This is a genomic window from Morganella psychrotolerans (assembly GCF_001676155.1).
GTDB classification, from domain to species: Bacteria; Pseudomonadota; Gammaproteobacteria; order Enterobacterales; family Enterobacteriaceae; genus Morganella; species Morganella psychrotolerans.
Genome location: NZ_LZEW01000005.1, coordinates 1 through 18,173 on the forward strand (window position 1 = coordinate 1; position 18,173 = coordinate 18,173).

At 44.9% G+C, this 18,173-nt stretch carries 15 protein-coding genes; all 15 read right to left on the reverse strand.

The window, feature by feature from the left end; all coding sequences use genetic code 11:
* Window positions 1–2,394: type VI secretion system Vgr family protein (locus AYY16_RS09370; RefSeq protein ID WP_156664982.1), on the reverse strand; the 2,394-nt coding region annotated here is incomplete at its 3' end.
* An 812-nt stretch (window positions 2,395–3,206) separates the two neighbouring features.
* Entirely contained in the window at window positions 3,207–4,493 is a 1,287-nt protein-coding gene (locus AYY16_RS09380; protein ID WP_156664983.1) for a type VI secretion IcmF C-terminal domain-containing protein, read from the reverse strand.
* Window positions 4,471–4,695: an ImcF-related family protein gene (locus AYY16_RS09385; RefSeq protein ID WP_067365469.1), complete on the reverse strand. Its 225-nt coding sequence runs from the start codon at window positions 4,693–4,695 to the stop codon at window positions 4,471–4,473. The genes AYY16_RS09380 and AYY16_RS09385 overlap by 23 nt, the downstream gene beginning before the upstream one ends.
* A complete protein-coding gene (locus tag AYY16_RS09390; RefSeq protein ID WP_328585670.1) occupies window positions 4,676–6,229 on the reverse strand; it encodes a type VI secretion protein IcmF/TssM N-terminal domain-containing protein in 1,554 nt (517 codons plus the stop codon). The genes AYY16_RS09385 and AYY16_RS09390 overlap by 20 nt, the downstream gene beginning before the upstream one ends.
* Window positions 6,114–7,109 (reverse strand): type VI secretion protein IcmF/TssM N-terminal domain-containing protein, encoded by a 996-nt coding sequence (locus AYY16_RS09395; RefSeq protein WP_082970677.1) that lies wholly within the window; start codon window positions 7,107–7,109, stop codon window positions 6,114–6,116. Before AYY16_RS09395 ends, AYY16_RS09390 begins: the two co-directional genes overlap by 116 nt.
* A gap of 9 nt (window positions 7,110–7,118) precedes the next feature.
* The gene (gene tssL / locus AYY16_RS09400; RefSeq protein WP_082970678.1) at window positions 7,119–8,507 is read right to left on the reverse strand and encodes a type VI secretion system protein TssL, long form; all 1,389 of its coding nucleotides are present in this window, start codon (window positions 8,505–8,507) and stop codon (window positions 7,119–7,121) included.
* A complete protein-coding gene (gene tssK, locus AYY16_RS09405) occupies window positions 8,507–9,853 on the reverse strand; it encodes a type VI secretion system baseplate subunit TssK (protein WP_067365478.1) in 1,347 nt (448 codons plus the stop codon). Before tssK ends, tssL begins: the two co-directional genes overlap by 1 nt.
* A 3-nt stretch (window positions 9,854–9,856) precedes the next feature.
* Window positions 9,857–10,417, reverse strand: coding sequence for a type VI secretion system lipoprotein TssJ (tssJ, locus tag AYY16_RS09410; RefSeq protein ID WP_067365481.1), 561 nt, complete (start codon window positions 10,415–10,417; stop codon window positions 9,857–9,859).
* 172 nt (window positions 10,418–10,589) lie between these two features.
* Window positions 10,590–11,075, reverse strand: coding sequence for an Hcp family type VI secretion system effector (locus AYY16_RS09415; RefSeq protein ID WP_067365484.1), 486 nt, complete (start codon window positions 11,073–11,075; stop codon window positions 10,590–10,592).
* Window positions 11,076–11,245: 170 nt separating this feature from the next.
* The gene (gene tssC, locus AYY16_RS09420) at window positions 11,246–12,739 is read right to left on the reverse strand and encodes a type VI secretion system contractile sheath large subunit (RefSeq protein WP_067365487.1); all 1,494 of its coding nucleotides are present in this window, start codon (window positions 12,737–12,739) and stop codon (window positions 11,246–11,248) included.
* Window positions 12,740–12,773: 34 nt separating this feature from the next.
* Window positions 12,774–13,307 (reverse strand): type VI secretion system contractile sheath small subunit, encoded by a 534-nt coding sequence (tssB, locus tag AYY16_RS09425; RefSeq protein ID WP_067365490.1) that lies wholly within the window; start codon window positions 13,305–13,307, stop codon window positions 12,774–12,776.
* Window positions 13,308–13,507: 200 nt separating this feature from the next.
* Entirely contained in the window at window positions 13,508–14,107 is a 600-nt protein-coding gene (locus AYY16_RS09430) for a fimbrial protein (protein ID WP_067365492.1), read from the reverse strand.
* Entirely contained in the window at window positions 14,098–16,599 is a 2,502-nt protein-coding gene (locus AYY16_RS09435) for a fimbria/pilus outer membrane usher protein (RefSeq protein WP_067365495.1), read from the reverse strand. Before AYY16_RS09435 ends, AYY16_RS09430 begins: the two co-directional genes overlap by 10 nt.
* Window positions 16,600–16,744: 145 nt before the next feature.
* Window positions 16,745–17,512, reverse strand: a complete 768-nt coding sequence (locus AYY16_RS09440) for a fimbrial biogenesis chaperone (protein ID WP_067365497.1) — start codon at window positions 17,510–17,512, stop codon at window positions 16,745–16,747.
* 75 nt (window positions 17,513–17,587) lie between these two features.
* Window positions 17,588–18,145 (reverse strand): fimbrial protein, encoded by a 558-nt coding sequence (locus AYY16_RS09445; protein ID WP_082970680.1) that lies wholly within the window; start codon window positions 18,143–18,145, stop codon window positions 17,588–17,590.
* Window positions 18,146–18,173 lie beyond the last annotated feature (28 nt).

The following is an 18,173-nucleotide window of genomic DNA, read 5'->3' on the forward strand; positions in this document are numbered from 1 at the left end:
GGCCGTCGGTGTTGTCGGCGTCGGTGTCGTCTCTGACGGCGTTGGTGTCGTCTCTGACGGCGTTGGTGTCGTCTCTGACGGCGTCGGTGTCGTCTCTGACGGCGTCGGTGTTGTCATCGACGGCGACGTTGCCGTTGCTGTTTCAGTTGGTGGTGGTGTCGGCGGACAAATTGTCGGTACAGGAATAACGGCAAAGAAGAAGAATCCCGGTAATCCCGGCACTAATGGCGCCGCAATGTTAACAGGGCTGCCCGGCTGTGTACCAAATCCGCGGGCGTGAGCATTCTCTCCCGGGTTAATTTCAGTACAGGCACCATCAATAATCAGGCCGTTCTTGGCTTTGATTTTGATATGATCAGCGGTGATAACCATCGAACCCACACAACCAATGGCTAACTCACCACCGGATGTCAGTGCAAATGCACCACCAACACCCATCTGCATCGCACCACCCGTTGTAATCGAGTGGTAACCACCGACGTTAGTGGAATGCGCACCACCGACGTTGATGGCATAAGCACCACCGACGTTCAATGAGCTGGCTGCGGCAATATTAACGGCGTGTGCAGCACCAAAGTTACCTAAATAGGCGCCACCGATAACAACCGTGTCGGACATACCAACAACCCGGTTTGATAACCCGACAACATCCTGACTGTAGTTTGCACCCACAATCTCACTGCGGTTTGCACCGACCATGTTGCTCTTGTTAACGCCCACCGTTTCGCTGCGGTTCACCCCGATGGTAGAATCCGAGTTCACGCCGATTGTCTGACTGTGGTTAACCCCGATAAGCTGGGTTTCATTCAGTTTTGTCACGCGTGACATATTACGTTCGGCTTGTTCCCAGTACTCTTCGAGTCCCGGTTTATCGTCGAAACGGATACCGTTATAGTTGGTTTTGCCCCCGCCGATGGTCCGGCTGATCAAACCACTTTGTGTGCGGTTTGCCGGCAAATCCCATGGTGGCGGTGTCACGTTGTTATACAGACTGCCGATGATCATCGGACGATCAGGATCTCCGTGCAGGAAGTCAACAATCACCTCCTGACCAACGCGCGGAATATAAATCCCGCCGTAATTATCCCCGGCCCATGACTGACCTACACGGATCCAGCAGGAGTCCGCATCGGTGTTATCACCATAGCGATCCCACAGGAAACGGACTTTTACGCGGCCGAATTCATCTGTCCAGACCGTTTCACCTTTAGGACCCACAATCAATGCAGTCTGCGGACCATGAGTGACCGGTTTGCCAATTGTCTGCGGCGGACGATACACTTTTGTTGTCGGCTGAACGACAAAACTGGTGTAGATACTGAAGCCGTCGCTGTCCGTCTGCTGATTAATTTCTGTTGCACGCAACTGATTAGAAATAACCAGATATTCACGGTTTGCTTTCGACTGCGGGAAATTTGACATGGTAAATGTCGTACCACAGACCACAGAGCGGATTTCACCGGAACCGGTTGAACGGGCACCAAGACAACCTTGTTCTTCACTGCGCACACGCGCCAGGAATTCACCCATACCCGGATCATCATAGTCACCCGGCCATTGGTACATTTCAAAGTTGTTATAGTTAGTTTTACGCGGCTTTTTATCCAGTGCGGAAATATCTGCACGGGATTTTTTAAAGTCATAATCCGATGTCAGCCATTGCCCCGAGGTAATTGTTTCCTGAGCATGGAACTGATCAATATATTCCTGACCATCTTTCGGTTTATCTGATTCATAGCGCAGCGTATGGTAGGCCGGGCTGATGGTGCGTTTATGAGCACCGACGTGGTCAACCAGCACCAGGCGGTTTTTCATATCGTCATGTTCAAAGAACCAGTAAATACCCCACTCTTCCATCAGACGCTGGATGAAATCAAAGTCCGTTTCACCATACTGAACCTGGAAATCGAGCGGCGGATACATCGCCGACAAGCGCTTTTCAATCGGGAAGTGATAGGTTGATAACACTTCATCAATAATATCGACGACTGATTTCTGCTGATAAATTTTATAGTCAGACGTCAGTGTGGTCAGGTTGAGCCAGGGGCGTACGATAAACTCATACATTGCCTGATTTTCATCCCGGCCGACAAAACGGGCCCGCTCGACAAGACCTGAGATCTCACGATGACCTTTACCGGCTCCGCGCTCAGTGTCCAGCCCGTTACCATCAAGTTCGATGGTGACTGTCATCTGCTGACCGATAAATTTCTTCAGATCCAGATTTGCCGCGGTCTGCCACGGAATGTTCGGGTTTGCGGGCGTTTTCGCAACCACCTTATACTGATACAACGTTGAAAGGGCTTCCTCGCCCTCAAACGTCGATATTGCTAATCCCGGCTCACCCAGTAAGTTGGGCATTGCCGAGCAATGCAAGGTTAATGTTCGAGGCATATTCACACCTAATTGGTTTGATACAAATCAAATTTGTATTAAGCTCATAATTAAACGGAGACATCCATGTTTCTGATGTCTATTTTGACTGAGTCTAAAATGTTTCCCTGCCGATTCAGACGCCATAGCCAGGCAGAGTCAAAAGACTTAATACAATAAGGCCAATTCATCCATGGCATCGCGCTAACCCCTCCATTGTCATTGATATTACAATCCAGATAAGTCGTCTCAGATATAAGTACGTCCAGGTTGTTCTTAAACTGAAACTGTGACTTTAAGAGTACTGACTCCCATAACGGCGAGTAATATCGTTGCAGCGACGTAACCCAACTTCTTAATTTCTTTTCGTCTATCACAGTGTTTTCATTTTCGATATGAAATGCTATTATTCTGGAACACCAAAAAATAACATTAGATATATTACTCAAATTCTTAATCATCCATTTATCTGAAGTCTTTGTGTACAGAACAACGCATTTCCCATCGTCGAGAAAGCTGAAAGCACCAAGATAAAATGTGTCTTTCTTTACTGATGCCGGTACAACAAAACACCACGGAAAATGTTCAGCAATCACTTTACTATTCAGTGAATGATTTATATTCAAATGGCTGCATTGCCGGATAACACGCTGAATCACGTGATTACTCTTCCGTATTTTTTTTTCCGGAACTATTTCCTAAGCCTGAGAAAATTATTTTTATTTTCATAATGAGCAGCCATTTATCAATATAAAGAAATTGCTCCAATAATTAATAGGAAAAGTCCACAATTAAATAAGTGGACGAACAGTCTTAATTATAAATACCTATTATTAAATAGAAGTCGGACATTTAAATTTCTTTAACATTGTATTAATCGGCTTTCCTTTATAGTTCAATCCATTGATATTTATGCTGACCTTCTGATCACCAAACTTATAAACCATTACCTGTTTAGCGGCTGATGTCATTTTCTGCTCACTGGCCATATCCATCCAGCGTAATAACGACCACTCTCCCATGAGTACCCGCTCATCACTATTATCGGCATTATCGGCGGAAACGGCATTCATCGTAATCGTATTTTCAGAATCCGCCTCAGGCCATTTAAATGATTTTGGCCAGACCGGCCCGTGTTTGTACGTAAGATTCGTACCATTAATATTCATGCCAAACTGCAATATTCTCGGCGACAGGGCCGGAATACTTGCGGTAAAACTAAATGATATGTTTTCACTCATCCCATTACGAAAAAAAGCTTTTTTGATCTCCTGGGCCTGCTCGAAAAAACGCAGAACCTCCTTATCTTCATTTCCGCGGAGATCTTCGCGCTTATAGCGCCATGGTGAAGTCGTGGTATCAACCAGCTTCACCATATTCTCTTTAAAATAGGCATCAACGATGCCGTTCGGCCCGAAAAAGACTTCGAACTCCTCAAGACTGACTTCCTCTTCGCTGCTCGCAAAGGGATAGCTCCCCTGAAAAGAGGCGACACACATGTCGCCTAATTCAAGTTTTACTGCTTCATTACTCTGCGCGGTAAACTGCTGGCTGAGCTTTGTTGATATCCCGCCCAGCAGCGGCATGATTATCGCTTTAAGCGGTGCCGGCCAGAGCCTGGACTCCGCTTTCAACCGTTTTTCAGCTTCTGACGGAAATGGCAGCGCACTTCCGTCTTCCATGGTTGATTCTTTAATAACCAGATAGTTATGCTGGTCGCCTAACATGTTGATAATTTTAATTAATCCGTTATCACTGCCCTGACCGGCCTGCATCACCCGGTTGCCCGGTTTTGGTGATGTATCCAGGTTAACTAACCGGTGCAGCGCGGCAAACCGGCGATCCACATTGTCATACAGGATCTTTTTCTCACGCTGTGATAACGCATCTTTTACTGTTTTAATATCTTTCAGGTTACGGGCAACCGATCCCATTCGTCCGGTAGTCAGATTTCTGCCTGCCTGAGTCTGGGAAAGATCCGGCATTTCGGATTCCTGTTTTGCAAAATCAACCGATACCGCAGTCTCATGCGCAATCTGCGTCATCATGTCAATCAGCGGAGAATCCGGTGAGCTGAGGATTTGCAACGCATACATATCAAACGTTGTATCGTTTCCCACCGCCCCGTCCGGGACCAGTTTTTTTTAACTGGATCCCGTTAAGGAACTGATTCCACGTTGCCACATATTCCTGAAGATAGAGCTTCAGAACGGCTTCTTCGGTTTCCGTCATATAGAAGCCGTCCAGTTGCTTAATCTCAACTTTACGGCCTTCGTTTTTTTGTCCGGTGATCCAACTATCCTCAGACTGGATAGTTTTCACATACTCTGTCAGTTTTTTTTTTAAAAACCTGATGATAACCGGCATTGGTAAAAATGCCGGGAATACCATTAACTGCGAGTGTTTCATCGCTGACTTCCAGAATACTGCCTAACTGATCACCACTAAGCTTATACAAGGTTATGTTCTCAGGCGCCTCTGTCATCGCCTGTTCTTTAACCTTTTGATACAGGCGGGAGGCTAACGGCTTTTTTTGCAGAACCACACGGGCTGCCGCAACAAGACGGTCATTAATCTCTGAGTTGTACTGATTCCATTTCGGATCGTTAAACAATTCTTCCAGATGAGAAACAAAGACAATGGTCTGACCATAATTCTCAATCATATGCGTTGTCTGTGCTTCTTCTGTCAGTGATTTAATCAGGTAATCTTTATCAAATTTCCCTTCACCGTGCAGAATCAGATACGTTTTAAGCTTATCGTAAATAATGTCCTGATTATCAGTCGTCACCGCATCAAACAGGGACTTCTCTGTCATTTTTTCCAGAGAGAAAAGCAGCCAGCGTTGCAGGAAATACTGATAAATCTTGTCCGATTCTTCCTGAATATCAAACCCGACATACAGTCCGTAACGATAAGAGAGACGCGGATCTTTAAAGTCAAACACACCCAGAACCGGAATATCCTGCGTCAGTGACAACATCTTCGCCAACAGACCGTCGCTGTTCGTTTCCAGATACTCATCCACGACTGTCGATACCTGTTCGACTTTCTCGTTAGCTTCATCCAGATAGACACGGTTATTATGATAACTGTTCACCAGTGCATAACATAACCAGATAGTCAGCAGGATACACAACAGATGTCCGGCAAGCGTCTGGAAACGGTACTTCGCGGTCAGTGCCAGGTTATAGCGCACCAGATTGCGATCACGGATAAAGTTATCAAATAACTGTTTCAGGAAGAAATGCTTGCCGTTAACGGTTTCCTGAACCAGACGATCTTCCGTATCCTCAGCCTTATCGGTAATAAATTCTTTACCTTCCAGGCTGCTTGCCATGTCACGCCATTTCTGAACAATGGTGTGCGGATTAAGCAGTGACTGCATTGTTGACTGCGTGCTGCTGGCAAAATAGATACCGCGCAGTGACGTGAATTTCTGCGTGTCATCATAGCGGGACGGCGAGAAAACATTCTGACCGAACTCCGTGATGGCATCCGCCAGTAAACGGAAATCCTGTGGCAGCTGATACATGCGTTTACGCGTGGTGACATCATATTCATCCAGCATACGCGCGGTCATGTCTTTATCGAGGCGGCTCTCCAGTGCAGATAACTCATTGCGCAGGACATCGCGGATCTCGACAATAGCATCAGATTTCTTCTTCTTCTCACCGAACGGCAGTGTGAAGCCCCAGATCTGATCACGTTCTTCGAGTGTCAGAGACCGGAAATATTCATCAAAACCGGACACCATATCCATTTTGGTGATCAGCACATACACCGGGAAGCGGACACCTAACTCGTGGCGCAGCAGATCCAGCTGTGTTCTGAATTTTGACGATAATGCATACAGCTCTTTTTTTATCTCTGCCCATCAGGTCAGTGACAGGAATTGTCACAACCACACCGTTGAGTGATTTCAGCGGACGGTTTTTCTTGATGGCTTTAACTAAGGCATCCCACTCACCGCTGTTTTCATCAAGTTCATTGATGTATTTACCGGAAGTATCAACAAAAATAGCTTCGTTGGTAAACCAGCATTCACAGTTTGTAGTCGGGGTGCTCTCTTTAGAGACACGCAGCAATTGTTCCGGCAGCGGGAATTCCTGACCCGATGACAGGATAGCGGTGGTTTTCCCTGCGTCCTTCGGACCCAGCATCATGTACCACGGCAGGTCGTAAACTACTTTCTTGGGACGCCAGAAATGGCTCCAGCGGGAAATTTTGCGACCGGTGTATGCGACATACCGTGCGGCGTTGTTAATGATAGCAACAACTTCGCGGTAGCGTTCCACCCGGACTGCGTCGTCTTTTCTGCCTTTAAAGAAGCGATCCAGTTTTTCCGGATTGAAGCGCAGCATGGAGATAAGCAGCCAGACGCAATACAGCAGCGTCGCCAGCGTGATAACCCCGATGACAATCAGACGCGGAGTCGTCTCCTCAAAAGGATAGGACTCGCCGAGTAACAGATAGGGTGAGAAAACCCAGAATGTGACGCAGACCGTCAGTACCCCGAGCAGGAAACACGGAACACGGCACCATAGCCCGACAAATATGACAGCCAACAGCACGATATACGTTATCCGTGATGTGCTGTCTTCAAGCGGACGGATTTCTCCGTAGCCGAATGTCGGTCCCAGGTACCATATAATGGCGGCTAATAACAAAAAGAAGAGAAAAATCAGGACTCTTTTTGTAAACCGTAGTGCAAATGTTCTATTCCAGAATGACATTTTTAAAACTCACAGATAGGTAACATAAACTTCAACACGCCGGTTCAGCGCACGCCCCTGCTCATCTTTATTACTGCTGACAGGTTGTGAAGCCCCCATGCCTTTTGTCTGAATGTTCTGAGGAAGGATCCCGGTCTGCACAAAGAACTGACCCACAGATTCTGCCCGTTTCAGTGACAATTCTTCATTACTCGCAAACTTCGCCCGTCCGATAGGAACTGAGTCAGTATGGCCTGAAATAACCACTTTACCGTCGACGCGTTTCACTTCATCAGCCACGCGAACAAGGATACTGTCCATTTCAGGTTTAACTTCCTGTTTCCCTGAAAGGAACATGGCATCACCACGGAACGTCACAATACTTTGCGGACCTGTTTCATCCACGGTGACCAACCCTTTGGCTATCTCATCTTTGAGCAGAATAGCCAGCCGCATCCGTGGTACAGCAATTGCCAGCTGAGTATGTTTCAATTCGCCGCGTTTGAGCGAGGCGACCCGGTCATTAAATTCACCGAGATCAACCATCAGCCAGTATTTGAAGAGAGCAAACAGACTGATCAGAATAAAGCCGCTGATAATCATTGAGATACGAACAGGTAAATAAACCCGGCGCACTTCATTATCATCCTGGGTCACTGTCGCATTCGGCGATAAGGCCGCCGGTACAGAGTCTCTGGTGCTCTGCTGTAATGAAAGCAGGCGCTGACGGATTTTATTCAGCTGACGATCGCCGTTTTCAATAATACTGTAGCGACCTTCAAACCCGAGACCGAGAATACGGGAAAGGATATCCAGTACATCCGTGTATTCCTGCGGGTTCATGGATAAGCGACCAATCAGCAGGAAAAATTTATTCCCCCCGTCGTTATCCCCTTCAAAGTGGTTAAGAAGGTTACTCTGAGACCAGCCGGAGGCCAGACCCCAGGCTTTTGAGTGAACAGATTCATCGATTGCGGTACAAATGGCATAACGGATAATCGCCATTTTCTGCCACGCAATACTCACGGCATCACACACCGCCGTAAAGGTGGCAATTTCGTTCTTCAGGCTTTTTTTAAGAATTTCCACCTGTTTCAGATCAGAGACCTGATCGGGCAGTTCACTGAGCGCCCGTAATAATGGCTGCACAGCTTCAAGTAACGGATCTTCTGCCCGGCTTACACGCTGAATCCGGGCCTGGATGCTTTCACTTTTAATTGCAAGATCACGGTAATCGATCGCTTCCGCGCCCATGCCCAGCGGATCACTGTCCAGCGGGGCAAAGAAACTACCGTCATCATGCAAAAAAGCCCCCATCGACTGGGGGGTCTGCTCTTCCTGATTATCCGTTAATGCGCCGTCAGACCCTTTTTTGGTCTGATCCGGATCATCACCGTAATTGTCATTAAACAGATTCATTAATCCCTCACGCCCCAAAGCTCAAGCCGTATCCCCGGGAAGTCCCCGGCAACGTGAAGGGCAAGGGATCCACTGTTGAGAATATTTTCCCAGTAAGGCCCCTGCTTCATCAGTTCAAAATACAGATACCCGGAGGTATAGGGTATTTGTCTTGGTGGTACAGGCAGGTTACGTAAAATCAGGCCCGGCAGGTGAGAACGCACCAGTTCCTGGAGTTTATGCGGCGAACTGATCTTCGTCTGTGCCACAAACTGATGCTGCATAACATCCAGCGGTAACTGAGATGATGCGGCCAGTACCAGGTTGGAGAATCCACGCAATTCGCTCGGAATAACCGATGCAGTCCAGACACCATGCTCCTGGCGTACCAGCGGAATACTCTGACCGGAACGCACCAGCATCTGATTGAGCAGACCATGAACTTCATCCACTAACGGGCGGATAGAGGCATATAAATTGGCATGATCATAACCCGGGGCAACATTCGGCCGGCGGGTTTTTGCCCGCAGGAATGTGGATAATTCACCCGCAAACTTAGCCAGTTCTTCATAAATAATGATGGGTGCCGTTTCCGGAATATGACGCAGATGGTTTAAAATCGGCTCATATTTATTGAAAATCTGTAATAACAGATAATCCACAACTTCCGCACTGGCGCTGGCTTTACCATCACTGGATGCCAGACGGGATGCCAGCATATCCGCACGCATTTTTACCAGACCGTTTAAGTGGGTTATCCACTCCATCAGCAGGTAGTTTGCAGCGTAGCCGGTTACCGGAGGGATATGGTCTTCAAAGTGAAGCAACACGCTGCCGTCAGGCTGAATCGCTTTAACTTTTGCCAACGCAATACCAATCCATGATTCCGTCATTTCTGTTTCCGCCATCAGGCGTAAACGCATGCGCGCCAGCTGGATCGGTTTCGGTCCCTGGCGTACGGAGTTGGTATCATTAATCTCTTCTTCAAATGAATTGAAACGCGCTAATGAACTTGCATCAAATTCATCAAAAATAGTTTCATCACTGTTATCAAGACGCAGCGGTACAGCCAGATATATCATCTTTCCGAGATGCTCGGCTGTAATGGTTAAGGGTTCCGGTTGCTCATCATGACCGGGGATCCCGAATGGTGTACCATCCGGAAAAACGCCCTGCCCTGAACGTAAGACTAACTTGCCATAAGACAGCGCCTCACGGTCAATCTCGTATTGTGCAAAACCCCAGAAGAATGGACTAATGGTCGCTGCACGTTTATGAGCAATATATTCAAAATAACGTTCTTGCTGTTGGAATAGCTGAGGGCGCAGGAACAGTCCCTCACTCCATACGACTTTATTTGTTCTCACAACTCATCCATTCTCTTTGATTGACACAACTGAATTTGAAAATAAGACTTTAATTTCATGTTCAGGCTCGGTAAATAAAATGTATTTTTCAGTCCATGTTGCACCGCGCAGATTATCCAGCGAATAAACAGTGCTCCATTTGGCATTACTGATATCTTTATAAGCAGCAATTATTCCGATATAGGGATAATCTGAATTAATCTTGTAATCTATCGTTTTTGTTTCACCCGGCCTGATGATATATTCCAAAATAAGCATTTCATTTTCAGGGTTAGGCTTGTTTTTATATAAATACGTCAAATAGTCCGTACTTAAAAATGATTGTTTAGATTTAACAGCATAAACAAATATATTCAGTGGCGATGGTAACCGGTTTTTACTTTTATTAATTTCAGCACTGGCCACTAAAGTAATCTTGAGTTCTGACGCTGATTTAGCTTCAGACGGAGTTGATCTGGCAAAATTTAAAATACTGCACCCTGTTAATAACAACGATATCACAAGGACACACAAAATATTTACTACTTTAAAATCGGTATGTTTCATGACTGTATTAATCGACATATAACCATGCCTGGCATTATTGAAAATGCTTATATGTATAAATAACTAAGAGTGTGTAATAGTATTGTCCGCCATGTTAAATTGCAAACAATTAAATATGTATTAAACCGAGAGTTGGGAATAAAAACCTGCCATCCGAAAATGGCAGGTTTTAATTCAATATAAAATGTTATCAGCCAATCAGGTTAGCTTTAACATCGTAGGTTGCTGCGATAGTACCAGATTTGTTACCATCAGCATTCTGAATTACATATTCCTGAGTCATCTTAGTGAAAGAGAATTTAACCACTTCACGAGGACGGCTTTCATCTTCAACAGAACCCTGCATCGCAACATCGGTAACGATAACATCAGTAAATTTGATGATCAGGTATTCCAGTGGGGTACCACCCGCTTTACGAACGGTAAATTGGATGTCTTTGATGTGTTTACCAGATAAGCAGTAGCTCAGCAGGTTTGGACTTGCACGGTCGGTGTAGTGAACAAATGTGAAATCTTCCACAGTTGCTTTACCAGAACCACCACCTGAACCACTGTGCATGTTGGACTGCTGGTTAACACCCCAGCGCCATGACAGAACTTCAATTTCATCCTTGTGTGCGTGATCCAGTGCTTCACCGTCGATGCCTGCGATTCTTAAAAACATATCTTGAGCCATCTGTATTTCCTCTTATTAATGCATTAATCAAATTAACTTTGATAGGTAATCACGCCCTGTGATTACCGCTTTTGTTGTGCCGGATATTGAATCTGATATCCTTATGAATCTCACCGGCAACTAACTGCTATTCCCTTTGTGAAGCGAGAGAATTTTTCTTACCGATGCGGTTACGCAGCACCTTTCAGTGATGGTAATTTCGCAACCATACGTAAAGATACAGTCAGACCTTCCAGCTGGAAGTGCGGACGCAGGAAGAATTTAGCCTGGTAGTAACCAGGGTTACCTTCAACATCTTCAACAACCACTTCAGCCGCAGCCAGCGGACGGCGTGCTTTCGTTTCCTGAGAAGAGTTAGCAGGATCCCCGTCAACGTAGTTCATCAGCCAGTCATTCAGCCATTTCTGCATATCATCACGCTCTTTGAACGAACCGATCTTGTCGCGGACGATACATTTCAGATAATGCGCGAAGCGGGAGCAGGCAAACATGTATGGCAGACGCGCAGACAGGTTGGCATTTGCAGTTGCATCCGGATCATAATATTCAGCCGGTTTTTGCAGAGACTGTGCGCCGATAAACGCTGCATAGTCTGTGTTTTTACGGTGAATTAACGGAATGAAACCGTTTTTGGACAGTTCAGCTTCACGACGGTCAGAAATTGCGATCTCTGTAGGACATTTCATGTCCACGCCGCCATCATCACTCGGGAATGTATGGCAAGGCAGGTTCTCAACAACACCACCACTTTCCACACCGCGGATCAGGGTACACCAGCCGAACTGCTTGAATGAACGGTTGATATTGACAGCCATCGCGTATGCCGCGTTTGACCATGAATATTTGCTGTGATCTGCACCATCAGTGGTTTCTTCGAAATCGAATTCTTCAACCGGGTTGGTACGGATGCCGTATGGCAGGCGGGCCAGGAAGCGTGGCATTGCCAGACCGATATAACGGGCATCTTCAGACTGGCGCAGGGAGTTCCATGCTGCGTATTCCAGGTTCTGGGTAAAGATTTTAGTCAGGTCACGCGGGTTAGACAGTTCCTGCCATGAATCCATCTGCATGACAGAAGGAGATGCACCGGTAATGAACGGCACGTGTGCAGAGGCAGCAACTTTCGCGATTGAACCCAGCAGATCAACATCAGGCGGAGTATGATCAAAGAAGTAGTCAGCAACCAGGCAGCCATACGGCTCGCCACCTAACTGGCCATATTCTTCTTCATAAACCTGCTTGAACAGCGGGCTTTGATCCCATGCAACGCCTTTATAGCGCTTCATGTTACGACGCAGTTCATCTTTAGAGATGTCCATGAAACGTAATTTCAGTTTCTCGTCGGTTTCAGTATTGTTGACCAGATAATGCAGGCCGCGCCATGCGCTTTCCAACTGCTGGAATTCTTTATGGTGCAGGATCAGATTGATCTGCTCTGACATTTTCAGGTCGATTTCGGCAATGATTGACTCGATATTTTTATACGCGTCATACGAAATCGTGATTGAGTTGGCTAATGCTTGTTCAGCCAGTGTTTTAACTGCGTTCTGTACCGCAGTTTTAGACTGTTCAGTCTTTGATTTAAACTCCTGTGCTAACAGTGAGCTGAAATCACTTTTTTCCTGAGTCTGCGTCGCTTTAGCGCCCGCATTTTTTCTGATTATTTTGAGCTAACATATTTCTGGCACCCTACAATTCTTAATCGTCCTGAGACGGATCTGCAACTTTGTCTTCACGCTTTGGTGCAGACGCCAAGGTTTTCAGCAGTTCTTTATCCTGCAGAATTTGCATGATCAGACCTTCCGCTCCTGCTTTACCATCCATGTAAGTTTGCAGGTTAGTTAACTGAGTGCGTGCTTCAAGCAGCTCAGCCAGCGGTTCGATTTTGCGGGCGATTGCATCCGGTGCAAAATCATCCATGCTTTCAAACGTAATATCGACCATCAGCTGACCGTCACCGGTTAAGGTATTTGGTACAGCAAAAGCAACACGAGGCTTCATGCTCTTCATGCGGTCATCAAAATTATCGATATCAATACTCAGGAATTTTCTGTCTGTAACAGGCGGAAGCGGTTCTAAAGGCTTACCAGATAAATCCGCTAATACGCCCATGACAAATGGCAATTCAATTTTTTTCTCACTACCGTAAATCTCGACATCATATTCAATTTGCACGCGCGGAGCGCGGTTTCTTGCAATGAACTTCTGAGCACTACCGTTATTAATTCGCATACCGTGATTCTCTTATTTTGTTTAATTTGATTAGTAAGAATACTAATATTACTTCACTCAAATTAGCCGATTTCATTAGCCATAATAAACAGCTGACTTTTGATAGAAGGCGTATTTACATATTAAACGTTATTAACGCAGATATACTAAGATAAATCCGTTTGTTATGAACAAAATATATTCATAACAAACTTTTAGGATTATTTGTAATTTAAATCTATTATAGCTGAAGAACGAACCGTACCCGGCGTAACAACATTATTTCCTTCAGAAAAATAACTTACTGAGTAGTAATGTGTAACTTTAACAGAGGTTGCCGGTATAATGTATTTTTGGAAACTTTGTTCATTATCAATGACCATCTGATCATTATCCTCTTCTTTACGAATACGGAGCTGAACTTTTTTGGCCGATAAATTATCATCTTCAGTTTTCAGATTACCGGTATTCGCATCAGCGTTACCACCTGAATTCCTGAGAATTAACTCAATAACTGAATCTGCGGGACAATTATCCAGTGCTATCGAAAACCGGGTTTTACCCGCTTCTTTACCCGTTTCCTTTAAATTTAATACCGATATTTTTGGTAAATTAACAATGCCGTCTTTAGAACCACCATCCACACTTATTTTACATGTGGATTCTAAATACGTACCTGTGAATTCGACCGGAATCTGACAATTATTATCACATATTTTTTTATTTGCGGCATATGTAAATTTTCCTAAAACCGCCGTAAGTAAAACAATTAGTATTGATAAATATTTTACTTTGCTGAATTTAACAATATTTAAATACATTTGACCTCCAGCTGAGTAATTCCATCCTGTGCAGATGCTATTTGTGATGCAACCGAAGCATCAGGATTAATATGACATTCTCCCACAGATGCTGATTTCACCTGAAGAGCACCGGAAGCGCCATCCCAGCCACGGATATATGCCATTCCTGCCTGGCCAATAATAGTCAGATATTCACCGTCACTGCCATGAACATTCGTACCAATCGGCAGGAATTCACCGTTTTTATCTCTGACAATTAATACTACAGGCTTACCGGCAATTGTTTTTATCTTAATCTGTACCGCAGCACCGGAGCGTGGAACGACGGTGGATATATCATCCAGCACATCAACATCCGCTTCCATATTGCGGGTATTCAATGCGACCTGGTTTTCACGGTATGCGGTCAGATTAGGCACGATTGCATACCCTCTGCTGTCAATTTTGGTTCCGTAACCGTTCAGGAACTTAGCGCCTTCAGCCCCGTCGGCCTGAACAATGGCAAATGCAGAGCCACCCAGTGACGGACCCAGTGTTACGCCACCTTCATGAGCCACAATACTGCCGTTTGCGGTCAGGGATAACTGACGGTTAGAACGACTGTCCATTGATGCGGTTGAACCTAACGCAGCGACAGACGTGTTATAGCTGGCAGACGCTGTCAGGCTGTCAGCCTCACTACCGGAATCAAAGTTTGTTCTGCCCCCGAAACTATAAGACAGTTCATTTTCTTCCCCCTGATAACCGGATACAGAAGACTGAAATCCTGTTTTACCATCAGCATTACGCACAGCAGACAGATATAAATTACTAAACAACGGTTTTACACCATAAGACTGAGGCAACGGAATATTGACGTTCGCCATATAAGTATCGTCATAGGTGTCATACGCTGTTTTTGTTCGTTGATACACCAGAGAATATGAAAAATATTTCATCATCTGGTTATAACCCAATGATACTTGTGTACCTGCCGGACGATCGCCCCAATAGTCAAAATAACTTGCAGCCATATTTACAGCAGCACCATCCCAGATAGGTTGGTTCAGGTTAATTGAAAACTGATTTTTGGCGCGGGTTCCGATAGCGTAATAGTTATTTTTATATTCGTCAGGTCCCGGAGTGTAGTTATCTAACGCTTTAATACCACCGCGCTGATTCCAGTACATCGCATCACGGAAAGTGTAATACCCTTCTGTCGAATAGCGGTAAGTGGAGAGCATCAGGTTTGTATTTGTGGCGTTGAATAATTTACTGTAGTTAATACGGAAACTGTCCCCGGACTTAATAGCATCGCCGAAGTCACTGCGGGCATGAGTCATATCAAGGGAAATACCACCAAGCGGTGTATTCAGGGCATTACCAATCACGACTGCATGATATTTTTCGGCTAACTGAAAACCCGTGTAAACAGATAAAAAGTTATTTATACCGTAGGCATATTCACCCTGCGCAATTTTAGGTGAACCATCAGTACCGGATTCATTTAATACACCAAGTTGTATGGCATATGATGAAACACCCGGATACATCATCATTGGTGGTGCAGAGAAAACGACGTCCTGTAATTTTTCCCGGCCATCAGCTTCAATGATAACCATCTGAATGTTACCGGAGTAAGATAGCGCACCAAAATCAGATAATTCAAACGGTCCCGGCGTTACCGTCGTTTCATATATTGTATGCCCGCCCTGTTTTAAAATAACGCGTGCGTTACTTTCCGCAATACCTGATATAACCGGCTTGTAGCTGCTAAGTGAATCAGGCAACATCTGCATATCGGAATTCAGTATCGCCCCGCGCAGATTATAAGACTCAAAAACCCGGCTGCTGGTATAAACATCCCCCAACGTCAAACGACTTTTCAGCGGTGTAATATCAGTTTCCGCATAGGTCATTACATTTTTGGTTTTATTTTCACCGTTTGATGTCCAGGATGAGTTACTGCGGTTACGAAACCGCCACTCTCCGATGTTCAGCCCCAGAGTCCAGTTCAGGTTGGCACTATAATCAGTATCGGACTCTCCGTCAGTCTTGGAACGGTTGGCGTAGGCATTCACATTATAATCAATAAACATGGTCGTGACCCCTGCATCCCACCGGGAAGGATCAACATACCCCTCGGATCCTTTAGGCATATTTGCCTGGGGGAGCGTCAGAACCAATTCAAGATCAGCCGTATTATAATACGCTTTCCCATACGCAACATAATGCGTTATCGGGTAACACTCAGCCGCCCCCGCTGCGGTATTTTCAGCAGACCCCTTAAGCCGTGCATCGGTGATAATACCTAACTCACTAATTTGTGAAGCCGAAAAACAGGCCTGTGCCTGCTTTCCGCCGGATTCCGCTTTAAATGAGATACTCTGCTTCCCTCTGTCTATCTCATTAGCAAGTACTGTGACGGTATAAATACCTTCAGGTACCGGATTTCCATATGCGTATTCAGCGAGATCGACACTCATCCCCTGAATAAAGCCTGCGTTATAATTAACACCTGCATTATCCACAGCGCTTTCCGGTGATGAGTTACCTGTTTCTCCAAAAACAACAACGGGAAAAAATAGTAAACTCATGACTATTTTTTGCTTACTAATCATGCAATACCCCTCTGTACGCAGTCACAATCCATGAATAACTGCGAAATAAATCCATTTATTTTGCTTTTACAGCGGTGAACCCGGGTCCGGTACCTTTAATTAATTTGATATCAGTTGGTGAGCCATAGTCATTAAGAATGCTGCAATTAATTTCAGAAACTGTGCCGGATAGCGCTGAAGCGCCATAAAACTCTACTGATGAACCGGGTGCTACCATATCAGCTGTATCTGAATTTACTTTAACGACTGTTCCCCCGACATTCACCATCATTTCTGAAAAATTGGCGTAATAAGGAGTCGGATTCGTTACTTTAATTCCGGTTCCTTTTTGAGGATTATTTACCTGCTCTAACACAAGCTTATCTGCCTGCTCAATAACATTAGATTTTAATAAAGCGGCAGGACGGTAAAATAATTTAATGCGTGTTTTAAACGCAATATCCAGACGGGGACCTTCAGCGCCGGGATTCTCGGGCGGAATTTCCAGAAGATTAAAATAAAATATCGATTCTTTATCCTGTGGCAATACCATTCCATTATAAATCAACCGGATACTTTGGCCTTTATTCGGTTCAATACGACTGACCGGCGGCGTTACAACGAATGGGATATCTTTATTGTTGATATCATTAATTTTGATACCATCATCTACCCAAACCTGAACCAATGCAGGGGCTGTCATGCTCTTGTTATTTAATCTGACAACCTGATCTTTATTGTCTCCGATAAATATAATCCGGGTTCCTGTAATAGTAACCGAACTCATTGCAGTACTGCTCACCAGCAGAAACAGTAAAACCGATTTCATTAAATTTAAAAACATAATTTATCCGTTATTCCGTTAACTAAAATATAGAGCTACAGATGTAGCTCTATGATATATAGCTAGTGAATATTATTATTTATAAGCTAAAGTATACATTGTTGTTGCTGTAACAGGACCCGGGGTAGTAGCACCAACCGCGTAGTAACCACCTTCATAGGCTAATACCGCTTTCTTGTCAGCAGTCTTGAAATACTGGCCTGTACCACCAATTTGAATCATATCATCATCTTTAGTTGCACCGACTTTGTTACGGATAGCAATCCGGACGTTCTGAGAACCGGTAGCACTTTGATTCAGCAGGAAACCGGTAGTCTGGTCAACAGAACCAAATCCATTACCTTCGAAGTGTGCAGCAACTTCTTTAACGGTATCAGAACATTTTTCCACCTTAATGGTGAAACGAGTCCAACCACCTTTATCGCCGGCTTTACCGATGATATTAGTAGACAGTTTTGGTAAAGTAACAGTTTGATTTTCATCACCTGCAACAATACTACAAGTCTCATCAGTTAATTCACCAATGAATTTAACAGTACCTCTTTCAACAGCGGTAGCATCTGCTGCCGCAAATGCGTTAGAACCAGCAAACAGTGCACCTGTTACTAATAATGCTAACTTAATTTTGTTCATATCTATATCCTTAATATATGATTAACTC

Coding starts and splice junctions, on each gene's coding strand:
- tssL (WP_082970678.1), bottom strand. CDS start 8,507: ATGAATCTGTTTAATGACAATTACGGTGATGATCCGGATCAGACCAAA.
- tssJ (WP_067365481.1), bottom strand. CDS start 10,417: ATGTCGATTAATACAGTCATGAAACATACCGATTTTAAAGTAGTAAAT.
- AYY16_RS09415 (WP_067365484.1), bottom strand. CDS start 11,075: ATGGCTCAAGATATGTTTTTAAGAATCGCAGGCATCGACGGTGAAGCA.
- AYY16_RS09430 (WP_067365492.1), bottom strand. CDS start 14,107: ATGTATTTAAATATTGTTAAATTCAGCAAAGTAAAATATTTATCAATA.
- AYY16_RS09440 (WP_067365497.1), bottom strand. CDS start 17,512: ATGTTTTTAAATTTAATGAAATCGGTTTTACTGTTTCTGCTGGTGAGC.
- AYY16_RS09445 (WP_082970680.1), bottom strand. CDS start 18,145: ATGAACAAAATTAAGTTAGCATTATTAGTAACAGGTGCACTGTTTGCT.
- tssB (WP_067365490.1), bottom strand. CDS start 13,307: ATGCGAATTAATAACGGTAGTGCTCAGAAGTTCATTGCAAGAAACCGC.
- AYY16_RS09395 (WP_082970677.1), bottom strand. CDS start 7,109: ATGTCATTCTGGAATAGAACATTTGCACTACGGTTTACAAAAAGAGTC.